The sequence below is a fragment of the Gardnerella sp. DNF01151 genome (genome assembly GCF_049244235.1).
Taxonomy (GTDB): domain Bacteria; phylum Actinomycetota; class Actinomycetes; order Actinomycetales; family Bifidobacteriaceae; genus Bifidobacterium; species Bifidobacterium swidsinskii.
The window spans coordinates 1483051-1503583 of the sequence record NZ_CP058389.1 but is presented as its reverse complement, the minus strand read 5'-3'; the positions used below and the strand labels follow the sequence as shown (position 1 = coordinate 1503583).

3 protein-coding genes and 1 tRNA gene are annotated in these 20533 nt (G+C 46.0%); 3 read left to right on the top strand and 1 reads right to left on the bottom strand.

Features of this window, described 5'->3' with window-relative positions; translation table 11 throughout:
* The first annotated feature begins 10 nt into the window (after nt 1–10).
* Nucleotides 11–9577, top strand: coding sequence for a fatty acid synthase subunit beta domain-containing protein (locus HXT37_RS06120; RefSeq protein ID WP_421779455.1), 9567 nt, complete (start codon nt 11–13; stop codon nt 9575–9577).
* A 533-nt stretch (nt 9578–10110) separates the two neighbouring features.
* Here HXT37_RS06120 and HXT37_RS06115 read toward each other — a convergent pair.
* On the bottom strand, nt 10111–19266 hold the full coding sequence (locus HXT37_RS06115; protein WP_421779453.1) for a Rib/alpha-like domain-containing protein: 9156 nt from the start codon (nt 19264–19266) through the stop codon (nt 10111–10113).
* Nucleotides 19267–19836: 570 nt separating this feature from the next.
* Between HXT37_RS06115 and HXT37_RS06110 the strand changes: the two genes are divergently transcribed.
* Nucleotides 19837–20319 carry a holo-ACP synthase gene (locus tag HXT37_RS06110; protein WP_421779451.1) on the top strand — a complete coding sequence of 161 codons (483 nt, stop codon included), beginning with the start codon at nt 19837–19839 and terminating at the stop codon, nt 20317–20319.
* A 120-nt stretch (nt 20320–20439) separates the two neighbouring features.
* Nucleotides 20440–20513: transfer RNA gene (locus HXT37_RS06105), tRNA-Gly, on the top strand.
* The last annotated feature ends 20 nt before the right edge of the window (nt 20514–20533 follow it).

Genomic DNA, 20533 nt, shown 5'->3' with positions numbered 1-20533 from the left:
AGGAAACATCATGACAACATACTTTTTCGACCAACTCGCTAATAATCCGCACGCACTCGTGTTTGCAGGTCAGTCAACTCCGTGGGTTGAAGCTTTGCGCGAGCTTGGTTCAGACGAAGAATTAAACGCAGAACTTCACGAGTACGAAGTAGGCGCAAAAGCTTTGCTATCGCCAATTTATTCTGAGCTTTTAGCAAATGCAGGCGGCGACATAAACGTGTTTGACGCGCTAGAAAATAAGCATATTAACGCTGCAAACGCGCTTCTTAGTGTGCCTGGAATTACGCTTGCACAGTTCGGTGCAGTGCGCGACTTAACAAATCTTGGATACAACTTTGAAGTAAACAAGCCGTGCGCAGTTTTGGGTCATTCTCAAGGCGTAATCGCAGCAGAAATGGTAAAAGCTCGCATAAAAGCAAAGTCTTGGCAAAAAGCTCGCGCGCAAATCGAAGAATTACTTGCAATTGCCTACTTAATTGGAGCTGCAGGAGATCGTGAATCTCGAATGCTTGAAATTACTGGTGACGGCGAGCACACGCCAATGCTGTCACTTAAAGGAGTTACTAAAAAGCAGGCAGAAGCGTTAATTTCACGCGTAGAGCGCACGCGCGGTGAAGTGTCAATTGCTGTTAAAAACGCTTACAATCACGTGGTTATTGCAGGATACCCGGAAGATATGGAAGCTGTTGCAAACGAAGCGCAAAAAGAAACAAAGCGTTCGAAAAAATTGCGCGAAATGAAAGTTCGCGGTGGAGCTGTATTTGCGCCAGTTGCTGAATATTTGGATGTTACAGTGCCATTCCATTCGCCAATGCTTCAATCTGCAGTTGAGCAGGTAGTAGAGTGGGCGAGCGAGGCTGGCTTGAACACTACAGTTGCTCGCGAATTGGCGGATGCAGTGCTTGTAACTCCTGTTGATTGGGCTGCGCAAATTGGCGAAGTTTTGGAGCAGAACGACGCGCGCTCGCTTTGGATTTTAGACATGGGTCCTAGCGAGGTGCTCGGAAAGCTTACTGGAGTGCTTGTGCAAGGAACCGGCGCTGGAATCGTAGAGGCTGCTACATTGCGCTCTCGCGCTGAGCTTTCAACAGCTGACTCAGCTTCTGAACCAGAGCGTACAGGCTGCTGGGCTGATTTTGCGCCTCGAGTAATCAACACGCCTGCAGGACGCAAAGTGCTTACCAAATTTAGCAAGCTTACAGGCAAAGCTCCTGTGCTTCTTGCAGGAATGACACCAACGACAGTAGAGCCGGAAATCGTTGCTGCAGCAGCAAATGCAGGCTACTGGGCTGAGCTTGCTGGCGGCGGTCAAGTAACTGCAGAAGTTTTCGATCGTCATATGAAGTCGCTTGAAAATCAGCTTCGCGAAGGCGCAACTATCGAATTTAACGCCATGTTTATGGATCGCTATCTGTGGAATTTGCAATTTGGTTCGAAGCGAATCGTGCCAAAAAAGAGGCAGTCGGGAGCTCCTATTGATGGTGTAGTTATTTCTGCTGGCATTCCAGAACTTGACGAAGCCAAGGAATTAGTAGCATCTTTACAAGCTGATGGATTCCCTTACGTAACGTTTAAGCCTGGAACAGTTGACCAAATTCGTCAAGTTGTGCGAATTGCTAAGGCTGTTGCTCCAGCCACGATTATTGTACAGGTTGAGGGCGGTGCTGCAGGTGGTCACCATTCGTGGGAATCTCTTGACGATTTGCTTATGACAACTTACGCGCAAGTGCGCGAGTGCGAAAATTTGGTGCTTGTTGCAGGCGGTGGTATTGGCACTCCTGAGCGTGCTGCAGACTACATTTCTGGCGAATGGGCGAATGAATACGGTTTGCCAAATATGCCAGTTGATGCTGTAATGATTGGCACAGCTGCAATGACAGCTAAGGAAGCACATACAAGTCCTGAAGTAAAGCGTATGCTTGTGGAAACTCCGGGTATTGCGATGCCGAAATCTTCTAGCATTGAAGGTTTTGATGAGGATTCGTTCGCACCTTTGGGTGAGCGTTGGGTGCCTTCTGGCAAAGTGATTGGCGGTGTGACGAGTGGTTTAAGCCATTTGCACGCAGATATTTACGAGTTAGAAAACGCTTCTGCTCGCTGCGGTCGATTGCTCGTTCATATGATGAAACATCCTGAAGAGCTTGAAGCGCGTCGCGATGAAGTAATCGAAGCACTTAACTCTACTGCAAAACCATATTTTGGTGACGTAGAAAGCATGACTTACGCACAATTTGCTCAACGTTTCCTAGATTTGGCATACCCTTGGGTGGATCCGACTTACGTAGATCGCTACATGCATTTGTTGCAGCGTATTGAAGCGCGTTTAATTAATCAAGATTCAGGCGAATTTACTTCTATTCTGCCTTCTATCGAAGAAGTTTCTAAGCACCCTCAAGCTGCTTTATATACGCTGATTGACGCGTTGCCTCAAGCTCGCGAGATGAACGTTGTGCCAATGGATGCCGCTTGGTTCCCAACTTTGGTGCGCGAATACCCTAAGCCAATGCCATTCGTGCCAGTTATTGACAACGATTTGTTGCGTTGGTGGGGTCAAGATCAGCTTTGGCAGTCGGAAGATTCGCGTTACTCGGCAGACGCTGTGCGTGTAATTCCAGGACCGATTTCCGTGGCTGGAATTACGACTATGGATGAGCCGATTGCCGATATTCTGGGACGTTTTGAAGCAGCTATGCTCAATCGTGCAGAATCTGGCTCGGAAACTGGAGTAGAAGCAGAAAATAAGGAAAATGCGGCGAGCAAGTCTTCAAAATCTGCTTTTAGTCAGATTGCTGATGCTAAAAACGTTGAAGCTTACGTGCGCGCATGCCCGAATATTTCTTGGGTTGGTCATGTAACTGCAAACCCTGCTTACGGAACGTCTTTAGGAGACGAAAATTACGTAATTACAGTAACTTCTAGTAATAATGACGTAATTTCGCTTGATTTAGATATTAAGCTAGATACATTCTGGGATAATCAAGAAAATCAGGAAGCAAAACACTCTACAAAAAACGCTGCAAACTCGCCAAAACGCAAGCACGCGGTACGAGATATTGTAATTCCGCTAACTGTTGATGCAAGTCAAGCTGGAATCATACCAGTAGTTGACCGCGAACGTTTGCCAAAGCACGTGTACGAAATGCTTGCAGCAACCGCAGGTATTGGAAATACTGCGATTACTGGCGATGTGCTTGATGCTATGCCTAAGGTTGAAACAGTAAAAGAAGATGGCAGTTTGGCAAAATTGCCGGAAGATTTGCTTGCAGAAGGTTATAGAGATTTCCCGTTTGGATTGGTTCATTCTTCCTATACTTTCTCAAGAAATCTTGGAATTGACCACGAGTCTGCTACTGCTGGAAGACTTCCAGATGGATTGCTTGCTTCTCGCATTGTGCCAGACGCGTTAGTAGGTCCTGCTTGGCCAACTATTTACTCAGCTTTGGGTTCCGTAATGGTTGATGGCTACCCGATTATTGAGGGTCTGCTTAACGCTGTTCACCTAGATCATTTAGTAGAGCTTGACGTCGATGCTGAAGATTTTAAAAAGTACGTCGACAAGCGAATTAATTTGCTCGGCTGGGCTGAGCCGTATGCAGAATCTGCTTCCGGACGCGTGGTAACTATTCACGTTGTGCACACTGCAGCTGACGGCACGCGACTTGCGCACGAAACTGAGCGTTTCGCTATTCGTGGACGAAGCTTCAGCAACGCGCTTCCTGCTCCAGCTGCGCAATATGGCGAAGCTGCAGGATTGCATGGATATGAAATTGAAGACACGCCTCGCAGAGCTTTGCGCAGAGTAGTAGTTCGCGCTCCTCACGATATGACCGCTTTTGCGCGTACTTCTGGAGATTTCAACCCAATCCACACTTCTAAGCGAGGTGCTGCAATTTCCGGTCTTTCTGCTCCTTTGGTACACGGTATGTGGCTTTCTGCAACAGCTCAACATGTGGCTCAAGCAGTTGATGAAAAAGGTGCTCGCTACGAGCTCATTGGCTGGTCCTACAACATGTACGGCATGGTTCAGCTTGATGACGAAGTAGAAATCACAGTTGAGCGCGTTGGAAAAGTTCGTCGCGGCGGACTTGCTTTGGAAGTTACGTGCAGAGTTGATGGGCAAATCGTGTCTAAAGCAAGCGCGCTTACACGCGCTCCACGTGCAGCATTCGTATACCCAGGTCAGGGTATCCAAAAGCAAGGAATGTCGCTGGATGAGCGCGCAAAGTCGCCTGCTGTGCGCGATACTTGGGAGCGAGCAGACAAGCTTACTCGCGAAAAGCTTGGATTCTCAATCCTCGCAGTCGTGCGCGATAATCCAAAGGAGCTTACTGCTCACGGCGTAACTTATCACCATCCTGAAGGATTGCTTAACTTAACACAATTTACGCAAGTTGCGCTCGCAACAGTTGCCTTTGCGCAAACCGCGCGTTTGCGTGAAGCAGGATGCGATATTTGGCCTGCTTACTTTGCAGGACACTCGCTTGGCGAATACAATGCTTTGAGCTCCTTCGCGCAAATTATTCCACTCGAAACTGTGCTTGAATTGGTGTTCCACCGCGGATCTACAATGCATCACTTGATTGAGCGCGATGCACAAGGTCGCTCGAACTACCGCATGGGTGCGCTTCGACCAAACCAGTTTGGAGTGTCAGACGAAGGCGTGAATGCTTACGTTGAGGGCATTTCCAAGGCTACTGGCGAATTCTTGCAAATTGTAAACTACAACTTGGCAGGTCAGCAGTACGCAATTGCTGGAACTATTAAAGGTTTGAAGGCATTGGCTGCAGACGCTTCTAAGCGCGCTAAGGAGTATGGCGGCAAGCCTCCATTCATGTTTGTTCCAGGAATTGACGTGCCGTTCCACTCTCGAATTCTTCGAAAGGGAGTGCCGGAATTCCGCGACAAGCTCGATTCGCTGCTGCCGAAGCATATTGATTACTCTGTGCTTGTAGACCGTTACATTCCAAACCTCGTGGCTTGCCCGTTTGAGCTTACGCGAGAATTTGCGCAAAAGATTTTGGATGTTGTGCCATCTGAGCGCATTGAAGCAGCTTTGGAAGATGAAACTACATGGAAATCTTATGCAGAGGATGAGCAAAAGCTCGGTAGATTGCTTCTTACGGAGCTTCTTTCATGGCAATTTGCTTCTCCAGTTCGCTGGATTGAAACGCAGGCTCTTATGTTTGCCGATCGCGCTCGCGGCGGTCTTGGCGTTGAAGAGTACGTTGAAGTTGGTTTAGGAAACGCGCCAACTTTGGCAAATCTTGGCGCTAAAACTCTTGCTTTGCCGGAGTTTAGTGGCGAAAAAGTGACTGTTTACAACGTTGGTCGTGACGAAGGTCGCGTTTATATGACTGACACGGATTCGCTTGTGCCTGAAGTGTTTACTGAGGAAGATAGTCAAGAAGTAAGTAGCACTGCTGATGCAGCTGCTGCTCCTGCAGCTCCTGCCGCAAATGTTGTCTCTGCTGCTCCTGCGGCTGCTCCTTCTGCTCAAGTTGCTAACGCAGCAGCAAGCGGACCTGTAGCAGACTTGCCATTCAAAGCATCCGACGCAATCTCAATGCTGATTGCGTATAGTGCAAAAATCCGTCTTGACCAAATCGGCGACACTGACACAACTGATACGCTTACAAACGGCGTATCTTCGCGCAGAAACCAGCTTCTTATGGATATTAGTTCCGAGCTTGGCGTGGCTAGCGTGGACGGTGCTGCAGAAGCTCCAATGAGTGCGCTTAAAAAGTTAGTTGATTCGGTTGCTCCGCGCTATAAGGCTTTTGGTGCAGTGCTTTCCGATATTGTGCGCGAACGTTTGCGTGCACTTTTCGGTGCAGCAGGTGTGAAGCCAGCGCAAATTGACAAGCGTATTTCGGAAGTCTGGCAGCTTGGCGAAGGCTGGCGTGCGCACGTGCTTGCGGCTTTGGTTTTGCAAACGCGTGAAGGTGCTAGCGTGCGCGGTGAAAATCTTGCGCAACTTTCAACTGATCCTGCAAAGAATACTGCTGCAGCTGACGCTTTAATCGACGCAGCAATTGCGCAAGTTGCACAAGCTCACGGCGTTAGCGTTTCTCGGCCTGGCGCTGCTGGCGCAGCCGGTGGTGCTGTTGTTGATTCTGCAGCTCTTGACGCTTTTGCGCAGCAAGTTGTTGGCGCAGACGGCGTACTTGCTGCAACTGCTAAGTTTGTGCTAGCAAAGCTTGGTGTTGAAGCTCCTAAAGCAGAAACTGAAAGTGACGAAAATGCTGCTGTTGTAGCTGCTGTTGAAGCAGAATTAGGTGCGGATTGGCCAAAGCAAGTGGCTCCTCGATTTGATGAGCGAAAAGCGATTCTTTTCGACGACCGCTGGGCTTCGGCTCGCGAAGACGTTGCTCGCTTGTACTACAAGTATGCCGGAAAGAATGTTGATATTCAGGTAAATGAAGTTTCTGAAATCTTAAATGATTTTGGTAGTTTCCTCGGTGCCGGGGAAGCAGTAGCTTCGGAAGCTGAGTGGTTTGCAAGTCTTTCTAAATCTCGCGAATTAAACAATCTTGCAACAATATTTAATGGTATTGCTCGCGATTCTCGCACTAAACTTGCACAAAACAACGCCGATACTGCTCAAGCAACTCGTTTTGCAGGAGAAGTTGCAGTAGTTACAGGCGTTGCTCCTAACTCGATTGCTGCTCGCGTAGTAACGGGTTTGCTTAAGGGTGGAGCTACGGTTATTGCAACTTCGCACAGTTTCAAGCCGAGCGTTAAGTCTTGGGCGAAGAAAGCGTATCGCGAAAACGCTCAAATGGGCGCAAAGTTGTGGCTTGTGCCAGCAAACTTGTCTAGTTATCGCGATGTCGATGCGCTTGTAAAGTGGGTTGGCACGGTTTCAAAGAAAGTAAGTGGCGCAACTACTACTATTTTGAAGCCTGCTTATGAGCCGAGCATGTTCTTCCCGTTTGCAGCTCCTCCAGTTCACGGTACTTTGTCTGATTCTGGTTCGCTTTTTGAATCGCAATCGCGCTTAATGCTGTGGGGAGTGGAGCGTGCAATCGCTGGATTTGCGCAGATTGGAGCAGATACAGATGTACAACATCGTATGCACGTTGTGTTACCTGGCTCTCCAAACCGAGGTATGTTCGGCGGCGACGGTGCTTACGGCGAAGTCAAGAGTGCTTTCGACGCGATTGTGAACCGTGCGCATGCGGAAAGCGTGTGGTCGGATCGCGTGACTTTCGCGCATCCTAAGATTGGATGGGTGCGTGGAACCGGCTTAATGGGCGGAAATGATCCGCTTGTGGCTGTAGTTGAGCGTCACGGATTAACTACCTACTCTACGCAAGAAATGGCAGATCGTTTGCTCGATTTGTGCACGAAGGAAGCGCGAGAGCAGGCAGCAATTGCGCCTTTGGATGTTGATTTTACGGGCGGATTAGGCAAGGAGCCTCTTGATTTGAACGCGCTTCGTGCAGAAGCGTTGGAAGATCAGAAGCGTGCTGAAGTTGCGGAAGAAGCGGTGGAAGCTGTAGAAGAAGCTGCAGAATCTTCTGCTAAATCAACCAACAAAGCACTTCCAACTCCTTACGTGCCAACTCAGCCGCGAGTCAACTTGGCTGATTGGAAGAACGTAACAGCGCGTCCAGAAGACGAAATTGTGATCGTCTCCGTTGGCGAGCTTGGACCATGGGGTTCCGGACGTACTCGTTTCGAAGCAGAACTTGGAATTCGTGAAGACGGTTCCGTGGAGCTTTCTGCAGGAGCAGTACTGGAATTGGCTTGGAATATGGGCTTGCTTACTTGGCAGGATTCGCCAAAGCCAGGCTGGTATGATGCGGACGGCACGCTTGTTCCAGAAGAAGATATTGCAGAGAAATATCGCGATGAAGTAGTAGCACGTTCCGGTATTCGACCATTCGAAACCGGTATGGGCGGCGATTACAAGGATGGAGCAAACGAAGAAGAAGCAGAAATCTTCCTCGATCACGACGTGAGTTTCAGCGTTCCAACAGAAACAATTGCGCGCGAATACGTGGCACTTGACGAATCGCATACTGAGATTGCTCGCGATGCAGAATCTGGCGAATGGACTGTTACGCGCAAGGCAGGTTCTATGATTCGCGTGCCGCGTAGGGCTGCAATGACCAGAACCGTCGGTGGACAATTCCCTAAGGGCTTCGATCCGCTGAAGTGGGGTATTCCAGCTTCAATGGTTGGAAGTGTTGACACGATTGCGCTGTGGAATATTGTCACAACTGTAGACGCTTATATTTCTGCTGGTTTCACGCCTTCGGAGATTTTGCAATCTGTGCATCCGTCAATGGTTGCTTCCACGCAAGGAACCGGTTTCGGCGGCATGAGTTCAATGCGAAAACTGTATTTGGATCGCTTCCTTAACCACGAAATTCCTACGGACGTATTGCAAGAGGCGCTTCCAAACGTTGTTGCAGCTCACGTAATGCAAACCTATATCGGCGGCTACGGAAATATGGTTCAGCCGGTGTCGGCATGCGCAACTGCGGCGGTTTCGCTCGAAGAAGGCGTCGACAAGATTGCTCTCGGCAAAGCTGATTTCGTAGTAACTGGCGCAATTGACGATATCGGCGTGGAATCCGTAGTTGGCTTCGGCAATATGAACGCAACTGCCAATAGCGAAGAAATGTATGCGAAGGGCATCAATCCACGATTCTTCTCTCGCGCAAACGATCGCAGACGTGGAGGCTTCCTTGAAGCACAAGGCGGCGGTACGATTTTGGTTACGCGCGGCGATATTGCTTTGAAGCTTGGCTTGCCTGTTGCTGGTGTGGTTGGTTTCATTCACTCCTACGCTGATGGCATTCACACTTCTATTCCTGCTCCGGGCTTGGGTGCTTTGGCTGCGGGCATGGGTGGAGCTAAGTCTAAGCTCGTGCGTGATTTGGCAGCTCTCGGCGTTACTCCGGACGATATTGCTGTGGTTTCTAAGCATGATACGTCTACGAATGCAAACGATCCGAACGAATCTGAGCTGCACAATACTCTTGCGCACGCAATCGGACGCACGGACGGAAATCCGCTGTTCGTAATCAGCCAAAAGACGCTGACTGGACATGCAAAGGGCGGCGCGTGCATCTTCCAAATCAACGGTTTGACTCAACTGTTTAGAAGTGGCGTAATCCCTGGAAACGCATCACTTGACTGCGTGGATCCTAAGCTTGCGCGCGACGACCACATGGTTTGGTTGCGTGAGTCGATGCGCATTGGCGATGGTGCAGGTTCTTGTGCAGTGAAGGCTGCTCTCGCAACTTCGCTCGGCTTCGGTCATGTTAGCGGATTTGTGGCATTGGTTCATCCTGGTGCTTTTGAGGCTGCTGTAGCTGCTAGCGCAGGTGTTAATGTGCTTAAGAATTGGCGTACCAAGGCGAATGCGCGTTTGGCTGCGGGTCAGAGGCGATTTGAGGAAGGCATGATGGGTCGATCTGTACTGTTCGAGCCTGTTGAGAATCGTCACTTGCTGAAGGATGGCACGCGCCTTCCGGATGGCACTCGCTACGACGATCACGAAGCAGAAAAGGCGATGCTGCTTAATCCTGAAGCTCGCCTTAACGCGAACGGATACTACTGCTGAGTTGCTGCTACTGCCAAGCTGCTGCTTTAGCTGGTTTTGACTTACAAACGCCGGGGAATTTTCTCCGGCGTTTGTAGTCGTTTTGGCGTTATGTGGAAACATTTGCTGTGTTATTCCACGGCATTTGTTTTCGCTCTGGCTTTATTTGACCACATTTGCCGGGAAAATGTAAGGCGATTGGAGTTGCGTTAACAATCACGTAAGTAGCTCTGTAGTTCAGTATGCCATATTTAGTACGTGTAGCATTGCGTATGTCGCCTGATATTACCTAATGCCAGTAGTACGCTGTCATTATCGCAGTGGTATGCTATTTCGCTACCAGTACCCGCTATCAGTACCCAGATCATTTAACGGCATCTATTTGTCGCACCTATATCTCTGTAGCTTATACCTCTGTAGCCTACAGTTCTATAGCTTTACAGATATAACAATGCTCCGTGGTTGAAGAGTTGTCGTAAATTTCGCGAACCCTTTTATCACGGAGCATATGTATATTATTTATTCAATTTTAATATTTGTTGCAACACCAACGTTTAGTCGCGCTTCTTCCTGCGAATAATGACTGCGAGTGCAGCACCTATTGCGGCTGCGAGTGCAGCAACAGCGCCTGCTGCAGCAATTGCAGAGCCTGTATTGGTTAACTTTGATTGCGCAACCTGGCCGGAGGAGTGACGTGCAGGAGACTTAGGAGCTTGTAACTGAGTGTTATTGCTCTTATTCCTGTTGTTTTCACTGTTGCCAGTGTGTTCATCAGAATCATGAGAACCAGATTCATGTTCTGGGGTTGGAGCAGGGGTCGGTGCAGGTGTTGGTTCTGGTTTCTTGGTTGGGTTGTTTCCGACTTTACCGTTTGCCGTGTTGGATGGTTGACCATTCTTCTTGGCTTGCGCGGTAATCGTACTACCATCCTTGATTTGGGTTGCAGGGATGGTGACTTTACCAGTCTTAGGATCAACAGTCACGCCGGTTGGAGTGTTACCGTCAATAGTCCAGTTACCATTCTTATCTTTCTTCACGGTAATTGTTACAGGAGTCGTTGTATCGCCTTCTGGAGTATACGTGATTTCTAGAGTATCAGCATCTGCTGGTGGGGTAACAGTTGCGGAACCTTGCTCAACACCATCTTGTGGCGTGAGTATAGTCGGCTCACCCGCAGGCGTTGGTGTTGGTTCTGGTTCTGGTTCTGGTGCAGGCTGCTCCTTTTCGCCAACTTTAGCAGTTACCACTTCTGACTTGCTCTTGCCAGTCTTATCGCTACTGTCTTCTGATTGCGCAGTAATAGTGCTACCGCGCTTAATCTTGTTTGCTGGAATCGTAACAACGCCAGTTTGCGGATTAACGGTTACGCCTTCTGGAGCGTCTCCGTCAATCTTCCACTCATGCTTGTCGCCTTCAGCAACAACAGTAATCGTTGCGGTTGTTTCACTGCCTTCTGGAGTGTAAGTAACTACAACCTTGTTCACACGCGTATCCGTGAGATCAGGCGTCACGCTAGCGCCACCCTCGGCTGGAGTGTCAATCTTTGGCTTAGTTATATTTCCGCTGACAGTAATATTTACGCTATCGCCTGTCTTTGCACCATCACCCTTACCGTTGGTTGGTGTGAGGGTGACGATGGCACCAGGCTTTTGCTTGTCGATAGTAATAGTGAAGTCGCCATGAGCATCTGCAGTACCAGTTCCGATTTGCTTTCTATCTTTGTCGGTAACAGTTACTGTTGCGCCCGGAAGAGTCTTTCCAGTGATGATTTGTTTAGTAGAATCATCTGGATTGTCTTTTAGCGTTTGCTCACTAATCTGTGGAGTCTTAAAGCCAGTTACAGCAGTAGCAGGATCAGATGGTTTGTCCGTCTTGTTCTTAGATACTGCAGTAATAGTGCTACCGTCTTCCAAATTCTTTGTTGGAATAGTAACAACGCCAGTATCTGGATTAACGATTACGCCTTCTGGAGCGTCTCCGTCAATCTTCCACTTACCATCGTTATCCTTCTTAGTAATAATTGTGCGAACTGGCTGTTCTGGACCATTGATTGAATTTGGCTTAGCATTGATTTCAATTTTCACAACCGTTGTGTCATCAGTTGGCGGAGTTACAGTTACGTTTCCGTCGTTCTTCTGGTTGTCGGTTGGTACCGTAATCGTTGGCTTTTGTGGCTTAGCTGTGACGGTTACAGTAGTTGCGTCACCATCAACTCCACCCTTGCTTGGAACAAGCTTGAGTGTTGTGCCAGGATCCTTCTTATCGATTTCGATAGTGAAGTTTCCGTCTTTGTTGGCATCTCCAGTACCAACAGTATTACCGTCATTGTCTTTGACAGTTACTGTGTTTCCTGGCTGAGTTTTACCAGTAATAGTTGTCTTATCAGACTTATCTGGTGTGTTTTCTGCTTTGCCACCATTAATAAATGGCTTGTTCTGTTCCACAACGTTTACTATTACTGGTACGTTCACAGGATTTGCGATACCTGGAATAGTTACCACGACAGTGCCGTTCTTATTGTTTCCAGCTGTCTTGGTATCTGGCGTACCGTTAGTTGCCCAAGCAAACTTGGTTCCGTTAGGTAACTCATCCTTATTGGCAATGCTGTTTTCGGCACTTGGAGAATCACCAACATGCACGCTCACCGTTTTACCGGCTGGATTTGGCACAACGAGCACGTTGACTGGAATGTCAACATCTGGCTCGCCTGGCACTGTAACAGTCACAATTCCTGGTTGGTTGCCAGTCTTTGACGTATCAGGCTTCTTCTTCCAAGAAGTCTTGGCATTCTCAGGCAAATCTCCGTTATTCTTAATAACATCCTTTGGCTGAGGAGTGTTGTCCTTGCCGTCAGTCTTTTGCAGCACAGTTACGTCATTTCCTTCAGGCGATGCTGTAACAGTAATTGTTACAGGCACTTCTTGAGGATCTTGCCCTGGAATCTTTACAATCACAGTGCCGTTAGTGGTGCCTGGCTTGTCGGTCTTTGGAGCAGCATCTTTCTTCCACTCGAATGTGGTTCCCTTAGGGAGTTTGTTGTTGTTATCAATGCTGTTCTTAGGATCAGGATTGCTGTTCTGTGGGACGGTGGTTTCCTTCGCGATAGGCGCAGGATTTACGTTCACAGTAACTATGACTTCCGCTGGATCTTTCACACCTGGAATATGAACGAGCACAGTGCCGTTAGTGGTGCCTGGCTTGTCGGTCTTTGGAGCAGCATCTTTCTTCCACTCGAATGTGGTTCCCTCAGGGAACTTATCTTTATTAGCGATACCCTTCGATGCGTCTGGAAGGTTGTCGCCAACCTTCACGTTCACAACATTCGCTTCTGGCTTTGGCAAAACGTTCACTGTTACAGGCACTTCTACAGGGGATTGACCTGGGAGGGTAACAATAATCTTGCCATTCTTTGCGCCAGGATTGTTAGTATCTGGTTTATCTTCAGGTTTCCACTCGAACGTAGTGCCATTATGGAACTTACTAGTATCGTGAGAATCCTTAATAACATCCTTAGCTTCTGGCAAATCCTTGCCCTGTGGCACGTTGACTTCAGATGCACTTGGGTCAACAACGTTAACCGTTACTTCAACTTCTTGAGGAGTATCAGATCCAGGAATAGTAATCTTTACTTTGCCTTTTACGCTGTTACCTTCCTTAGATGTGTCTGGTTTTCCGTTGTTATCCCACTCGAACTTAGTGCCATTAGGGAACTTATCCTTATTGGCAATGCTGTCCTCTGGCTTAGGCTCCACGCCCTTTGGCACAGTCACAACTTGCGGTTTTGGAGTCGGAGCCTTGATAGTTACAGGTACGTTAATAACAGTTGTTGATCCATCCGGATACGTAACTGTTACAGGCACTTCAAACTTGCCAGCCTTATCTCCAGTAGGGATCTTAGACTTATCTCCCTCAGCAATAGAGTAAGTTGGCTTATTTGTTTCGTTCGTTGGCCAGGTAGGAACACTTACTTTGCCGATAATTTCGTCGTCCGAAGGCTTTTGACCATTATCTTTTTCAAGATTATCTGCCTTAGGTGGGTAAAGTTCAGACTGCTTATCGCTAATAGTTACTGGCACGTCAACAATGTCAGTCGTGCCATCTGGGTAGGTGACTTTAACCTTAACAGTAGAGTTTCCAGGAGTCTTACCATCTGGAAGCTTTGTGTTAGGCTCGTTCAACTCAATCTTTGGTTGTTCCTTTGAATCTTTTGACCAATTAGGAACAGTTACATTGCCTGTTACATCATCAGATGTAACCTGCTTGCCAAACGGCTTAACAACAGGTGTTACCTTTGGCTCGAAAGTATCCGACTGCTTGTTCTTAATAGTCACATCAACAGTAACTTCATCAGTTGTGTTATCTGGGTACGTGACCTTAACCTTAACGTGATAAGTGCCAGGCTTTGTGCCGTCTGGAATATCCTTATCGTCGCTTGTAATGGCGACTGTTGGCTTATCGCCGTCCTTCTTTGGCTTAAAATCAGGAACAGTTACAGCCTTCTTAACAGCTTCCTTGGTCTTTTCTTTACCAGTGCCATACGGCTCTTCCACAGGGTCAACTGCAGGAGTGTTCGCAGTGGCATCAGTGTCTGTAACTACTACAGGCACTTGCACAACAGTGCTGGAACCATCTGGGTATGTTACCTTAACAGGTACGTTAGTTGTGCCAGTCTTATCTGTAGTTGGTAGAGGAGTTTTTGGATCTACAAGTTCTACTTTTGTTTCCTTTGGAGCAGTCTTGTCCTTAACTGTAGAAGTCTTTACAGCCTTCTTGATTTCATCAGCATCAGGAGCTTTCTCGTTACGCTTCTTGTTGATAGCTTCTGCGCCTGGTTTGTAGGTTTCGTTATCTGGATTGCCAACTGTTACAGGAACTTCCACGTGATCCTCAGAACCGTCAGGATACTTAACAGTAACCTTAACGTTTACGGTTCCAGGAGTCTTAGTGTCGATAGGTGTTTGACCTTTATCAACCGTAATTCTTGTACCGTCTGGTTGGTTTGGAACAGTGACTTTAGTAATGATGTCACTGTCAGAAGGACCACTTTCTCCATACTTCTTAGTGATTCCGCCGTCAACCTTTGGCGTATGAGTTTCACTCTGAGGCTTTCCTACAGTAACCTTTACTGTTGCGTGATCTTTAGAACCATCCTTATATGTAATGGTTACAGGAATATCGAAAGTACCAGGCTGAGTGCCATCTGGAACAGTCTTAGCTTTGTCGTCAATAGCAATACTTGCGCCTTCTGGAAGAGAAGTAAGTTCTTTATCTCCCTGCTTTAGCTTAATGCCATTGCCGTTTCCAATTCCAGTAATCTTGTTTTCAATGGTAGTATTCGGCGTCTTATTGTAGTCAATGTTAATTGTTTGACCTTCTGGCGTATAAGTTTCGCTTTGTGGCTTCAGCACTTTAACAGTTACTGTTGCAACGTCACTAGAGCCATCCTTATACGTAACTTTAACTTGTACTTGTCTCTCGCCAGGCTTATCGGTGCTTGGAACGTCTTTCGTGTTGACGATTTCTACTGTTGGATCTTGCTTTGGAGAGTTGCCGTTCCACTTCAAGCCATTGCCACTGCCAAACGACTTAATTTTCTTAGTCAATTCTTCTGGCTTAGTGTTCCATGGAACTTCAACTGTTTGACCCTTTGGATCATAATCCTTAGCATCCTTATGAATCAACACAGGAACATTAACTATTGTAGTTGAATGATCCGGGTATGTAATTGTTACAGGAACAGTGTGAACACCATCATCTTGAGGAATATTTCCAACTGTGAAAGTCAAATCTTTCTTATCAATTGGGGTCTTCTTCGGGTCATCCTTCTTGGTAATAGTAATTGCGTTGGTAATTGCGTTTTGGTCAGGATTCTTTGGTGTAGCATTAGGAGCAGCATTATGCTCTTCAGCATCCGTGTATACGGAAATCTGAACCTTAAGCTTAGACTCGTTGCCAGCTTCGTCTGTAACAACAAGCTCACGAGACCACTTATTGTCTGACGAATTGGTTATATTCGCATCTCGCTGAGCAGTGCCTTTAATATGAATAGTCGCAGGCTTTTCTGCAGAATTCCCGTTTTGATTGTCAATAGTGATTTTTCCGTCATGACCTGGGAATGTTGCTATTGTTGCACTCTTAATCTTTCCGCTGTTGTCATAAGCGTTGATATCAATGCTGAACGGTTTGCCATTATGTACCTTGAACTGGTAGTACTCAGGTGTTTTATCGGTATCTGCTCTCTTTGCCTTATTGGTACTAGGTGTGTTAATAACAGGCGCGATATCGTCCTTAACGGTAACGGTTGTAGTAACGTCTTTAGTTGAACCGTCCTTAAATGTTATGCGAACTTTAGCATCTTTCTGCTCGCCAGGCTTATTCCAATCTGGTTCCTTAGCCCAAGAGTAGGTAGCGTCGCTAGGTAGTTTCTTTAGATCATCTGCATTAATACCGCTCTTAGGATCTGGATGCTTTGTGCCGCTGCCCATGTTGTACGTAACAGGCCTGCCTTTAACATCACCATATTTGTCGGATTGCGGCTTAACAATAAACTTAACAGTTACTTCATTAAGATTGCCCGAAGGATCCACCGCTTTTAAGGTACGCGTATACTCGCCAGGCTTAGTGTTGAGCGGAGTAGTGCCATCAAGCGTCAAAGTCTTAGGATCTGTAGTTGTGCCAGTTCCGGTAGGAGCTTTTTCTGTTTCTCCTGGAGTTTTAGGCGTTAAAGTAAGAGTTGTAACGTTGCCACTGTTGTCTGTTGCAGTAATCTTAATATCGTTCTTATCACCGCGGTATGTAGTAATAGTTGCTGTTTTAGTAACGACTTTTTGTGAACTATCAACAGTAATCGGAACATTGTTATAGTTGCCATCATTGCCTTTTTGCTTAATCGTAACTTCAGGCTCTTTATGATCCTTAACAGTTACCTTAACGTCAACAGTTTCAACGCGCGGATTCTTTGGATCGTTAGTAGGAATAGTTACAATAACTTTTCCAGTCTTTTCCTTGCCAACAGTGGAAGTGTCTGGAGTTCCGCCAGTTTCAGTGCTCCACTTGAAGGTTGCGCCTGCTTTTTTAAGCTTTCTTCCGTTGGCAATAGCTTTTTCGGCGTCTTTTTCGGTGAGCTTGTGACCTAAGTCAACAGCAATATTCTTTGACTTAATGTCTTCTTTTTTCTCCACTTTTACAGTCACAGTTTTTTCTGTTTTGTGACCAGCAGCATCAGTTGCGGAGAACGTAAGAGTATAAGTGCCAACTTCTTCAGGCTTAAAGCCGGAGAAGCTATAAGTGAAAACCTTTTCCTTATCACTATTCTTCGTGTAATCAGTTTTTGCACGCGCTGCGACAGCCATCATCTTACTGAAATCATTTCGAGCAAAAGCCATCGTTGCTGTTGCTGTGTCAATAGACTCAATCTTTACATCATCTTTTGCAGTAAGCTGAATCTTCAGATCTTCGCCAACTTTTACGGTAACACTATCAGGACCAGTTAATGTTGGCGCTTTGTCATCCTTAGTAGCATTCTTAGGGTCGCTTACTGGCGACTGGACCGACTGCTCCTTAGTTGGATCTGCAGGATTTGTAGACGTTACGGCAGTTACATTTCCAGCAGGAATGCCGTCTTTAACAGTAATCGTAACTTTGCCATCGGCTCCAACTTTTCCAGTGCCGATTGCATTCTTACCGTTATCCTTAAGAGTTACAGTGCTTCCAGCTGTGCCAGGGCCTGCATTAACTACAACTTCCTTGCCCTTTACGCCTGCAACACCAGTCAAATCAGTTTCAATCTTAGGCTTTTGAGGGCGAACCGTGAAAGTAACCTTTTCTTCCGCTGTGCTGCCGTCATTAAACGTGACTTTAGCAGTGTAAGTTCTCTTTCCTGCAACGTCTGTGGAAGGCTCGCCATTAACCCACTCTGCACTCTTGATGTTATCTTTAACCTTCTTATCGGTTATACCAAGATATTCCTTAGCGTCAACCTTGTTTTCTGTTTTAGTAAGAGTGTCGCCAACATTTACTTTAACTTCGTGATCTTTCAGCTCGCTTTTGTGTTGCAATGCGAGCGGCTTTCTGACAATTACAGGAATCGTAACAATATGGTACGAATTGTCTGAATATATTACTTTTGCTGATGTGGATGTTGTAGCAGTATCTTTCCCATTAAAAGCTATATCTGGTAGTTTAGTCTCTGGGAAAGTATTGAAATCTAGTTGTCCACCGCCTTCAATATTAGAAACATGTTTCTTTAATTCTTCATTAGTTGCCTTATGTCCCCAATCAACAGTAATCGGTGTAGTGGTTGGAGCCTTGTACTTCTGGTTCAGATTTTTAAGATGTACTGTAACTTTCTTTTCTACTTTGTTTCCAGAAGCGTCGGTTGCAGAGACAGTAACCGTGTAGTCAGTATTTGCTGGCGTGTTGCCGTTCTTATATTCAAACTTAACTCTATTAACAACATGGTTGTGATGCTTAGCTTCAGTTGCTTCCATGCCATTACTGTTTTCAGTGGCATCTCCATTACCGTTAGGAAGACCCTTAACTGAGAAGCTATTAACCTTTCCGCTGTCATCTGATGTGCCGAAAGTGATTGTAGGAATATCTCCCTGATACACGGTAATGCTGTTGTTGGAGTCGTCAATCTCCTTGCCGTTTAAATACAGCTTTGGAGGGATTTTATCGCTTTTTGTGCGCTTAAGATTTTGTTCAGTCCAGCGCTCGCGACCAGAAATAAAGGTGTATGCTGAGTTAGTCGTTCTACCATAAGTACTTGTATTTGCCCATGTATAAGCATCTTGGATGTCGTCAAGAGTGACTCCTTGACGTAACTTTACTTTGCAATGCATGTGTACTGCATAGTCGACGTTTGTAGTTCTTAAGCCGATGCCGTAGCTCTTGCCGCTATATACGCCTCTCAATGTTGTAGCATTGCTAATAACCCCGTCGCCTGCATTATTGTGGAAAGTATCACTCAAATCTTGCTTGTTGCTGTTTCCTCCTCTTATGCCTAAGGTTATTTTGTATAAAGAGTTTCCAAGGTGCTGATCATCTTTCAAGGGATCATTAAGATTTTTTGACTGGCTATTTTCTTTAGTGAATAATGAAAAATCGCGTGAAAGAACAGCGTTTGTTGTTTGTGGACTAGTGCCATTTCGTTTATAAAAATCAAAGCTTAAATCACTTAATGTGTCTCCATTGTAATAACCATTATTTAAGTCAGCAACTGCAAAAGGAATTTGCCAAACATACTGTTGTTGTTTGGAAGCGCCAGTCATATCTTTACCGTCGTTGTTAAAGAACACATCGAAGACTAAATACTTAGCACCGTTGTTTTCTTCAAGGTGTGCATACATATCCGACTTTTTAGTAACATTACTGTAATCACCCAAACCGTCGGATCCTATTTGACCGATTGTTCCATTGCTGTTAGCAAAGCGATACCTTTGGAACTCAAGAATGTTTGGCGTATGTAGCCAAGGAGTAGGGTCTGCGTTACGCACTTCTTGCGCAAAAGCCGCTGTAGTTGGAGGAAGAAGAATATTAGAGGATGCGAGGATTGGCTGACCGCCCAAGCAAGTGGCTGCAGTAAGAACTGTGGCAAGTGTGCTCAATGACACCTTTCGCATGGTTGCATACGCAGAAGATGAATCAACGTTTTTAAACGAGCTCTCAACTTGCTCGTGTGCGTGCTTTTTGCGAGTGTTATTTGCCATAATAATCTGTAATCCTTTATTCTTGTGCTTTTTAATTTAGCGTTCCCTAATGTGCGTCGTATATAAACGTGTGTCTAGTTCTTCTTCAAATACTAATTCTGTGTTTACATAAAGCAACGGTAGACAATAAGTACGCTTATACACATGCTGCATAATATTATATCGTATTTTTGCTATTTTGTCGTAATTTTTTTATTGTTAAGTATTCCATAACTGTAAAATTTCCTGCCGGGGGGGGGTGCTCTATGTATAAAATATTGTCATAACGACGAATTATTTAAAATTATCTAAAAGTTTATCGTTTTATAGTAATTTATTCGTATATGAATTAATCACGCTTGTAGCGTTTCTTGTGCACATGCTTAAGCAGGTCGTAGCGTGCGTAATTTTCTGGCGTTTGCTGTCGTTTTTGTAGTTTTGGAAAACATTTGCCGGTGATTTTTCGGCGTTTGCTACTGCAGTAAAAGCGCGTAAGTGATTGTTGATTTAAATATATTTTATATAAGATTTTATATAGTATTTTTGCGTAGAACATAAAAAAGTAGGTATGTGTGTTAAAAGTAGGTGTGTATGATTGCAGGAATAGGGCACGACTTGGTAAACGTTGCGCAGTTTGCTGAGCAGATGCAGGATGGCAATGGTTGGCGTGCGCTGTTTTCTGTGCGAGAGCTTCGACAATGTGATCTTCGTGCGCAAGTGAAGAATGATGAGAGAGCTTTACATATTGCAGCACGCTGGGCTGGCAAAGAAGCTGTGATTAAAGCGTGGTCCGAGGTATTATGCACAATAAATAACCCTTATCCATATACTCTGGATAACATGCCATGGGCGAGTATTGAGATTCTTAACGATTCCCATGGTTGCCCACGCATTATTCTCAGCTCAGATGTGCATTCGCAACTTGTAAAATCGCTTTTCAGTGCGTCCAGCGAGTGTGTAGATAGTAGTGAGTACATAGATAATATTCGTTGGCATATTTCGCTTAGTCATGACGGATTATTAGACGATAATTCAGCTTTTGCATCAGCTGTTGTAATGCTTGAAGTCTTATAAGAAAAGCTACATTATAAGAAAAATATGTTTTGTGCACTTGTGTCGATGTCACAAGCATCTGTATACTTGAACGAGTCGATATTTGTGCGTGAATATTTCGTGCAAATATGGTGCGTAGTTGCGGACGTAGCTCAATGGTAGAGTCTCAGTCTTCCAAACTGATTACGCGGGTTCGATTCCCGTCGTCCGCTCCATTTTTTATTTTTGCTTTACG